Below are 1,268 nucleotides of genomic sequence, written 5' to 3' on the forward strand. Positions count from 1 at the left end.
GTGCCGCTGCGGCACCGGCCGACGAGGCCGTTTCCCCACGTGGGGGTGTCAGTCGGCCCAGGGGGAGGGGGGCCGGGGCGTCCGCAGCGTACGGCCCAGCTCCCGCACCAGGTCGGCCGGGCGCACCGTGCCGGCCGGGAAGCGCTGCCTCTCGCACGCGGTCAGCGCCGCGCACTCCAGCAACAGGGTGTGCACCAGCGTCTCGTGCGCCGATCCAAGGCCGCCCCGCGCGCTCGGTCGGGGCAGCGTCCCGTCCCGGCCGGGCTGCCGGACGGCGGCCACCGCCGCCGTCACGATCTGCCGCGCCCGGGAGCGCATCCCCGCCAGCAGGGACGCGTCACGGCGTTCCCCGGTGCCGAGCGCCGTCAGCAGTGCCGTGTCGAACAGAACCAGCACCGCAGCCGCGAACGGGTCGGCGGGCGGCCGCGGTTCGCCCGCCGGACCGGCCCCGCGGACGCCGCCGGCCGCCGACACCGTCCGCGCCCGGGCCAACCCGGCGTTCAACGCCTCGACGAACAGGCGCCCCACCACCGTGTCGGCGCCCACCTGTCCGTCGGCCGGCCCGGTCATGACCGCTCCGCGCCGATCGAGCGGAATCCTCCGCCGAAGAACACCAGCCCCGCCCCCTCGTCGGCGCGTACGGCATTGACCACGTCGCCGATGAAGATGGCGTGATCCCCGGAGTCATGGGCGTCGGCCAGCTCGCACTCCAGCCAGGCGGTCGCACCGCGCAGCAGCGGAGCCTGGGTGAGGGGACCCGGATGCCAGTCGAGACCGTCGAACTGCTCCGGTCCGAGCGGTCGCTTCTTGTCGGCGAAGTACCGGGCCAGCGCCTCCTGGCCGGCCCCCAGCACGGACACGCCGAAGTGCCCGGCGGAGCGGATGGCCTTGTGCATGACCGCGTCGTGCGCGACGCAGCACAGCACGGTGGGCGGCTTCAGCGAGACGGAGCTGAAGGCGTTGGCGGTCATGCCGTGGATGTGCTCGCCGCCTACGCTCAACACGATCACACCGGTCGCGAAGCGAGCCATCACCTCGCGCAACGGCAGCGGCTCGGCGAGGCTCCGGTCGACGGTCTCCTGGGTGGACAAGGACTGCATGGGGGAACCTTTCGTCTGTGGGTGGAAAGGACTCCGGCCCACAAGAGGCCGCGTCCGTCCGGTCGTGTCCAAGCAAGCGTCGTGTTCGTGTTCGTGTTCGTGGCGTGGCCGGGGCCGGCCGGCCCCCGCGCCGGGCGGGCCCCGCCGGGGTCTCCCGCCCGGGGCCCC

Annotated in this window: 2 protein-coding genes; both read right to left on the reverse strand. The window is 74.4% G+C overall.

What is annotated here, in order from left to right; genetic code table 11:
* Window positions 1-48 precede the first annotated feature (48 nt).
* Window positions 49-570, reverse strand: a complete 522-nt coding sequence (locus AC2CJA_RS26705) for a hypothetical protein (protein ID WP_484605218.1) — start codon at window positions 568-570, stop codon at window positions 49-51.
* Window positions 567-1,100: a flavin reductase family protein gene (locus AC2CJA_RS26710; RefSeq protein ID WP_484605219.1), complete on the reverse strand. Its 534-nt coding sequence runs from the start codon at window positions 1,098-1,100 to the stop codon at window positions 567-569. Before AC2CJA_RS26710 ends, AC2CJA_RS26705 begins: the two co-directional genes overlap by 4 nt.
* Window positions 1,101-1,268: the final 168 nt, after the last annotated feature.

Source organism: Streptomyces sp. ATLC9, from assembly GCF_057196705.1.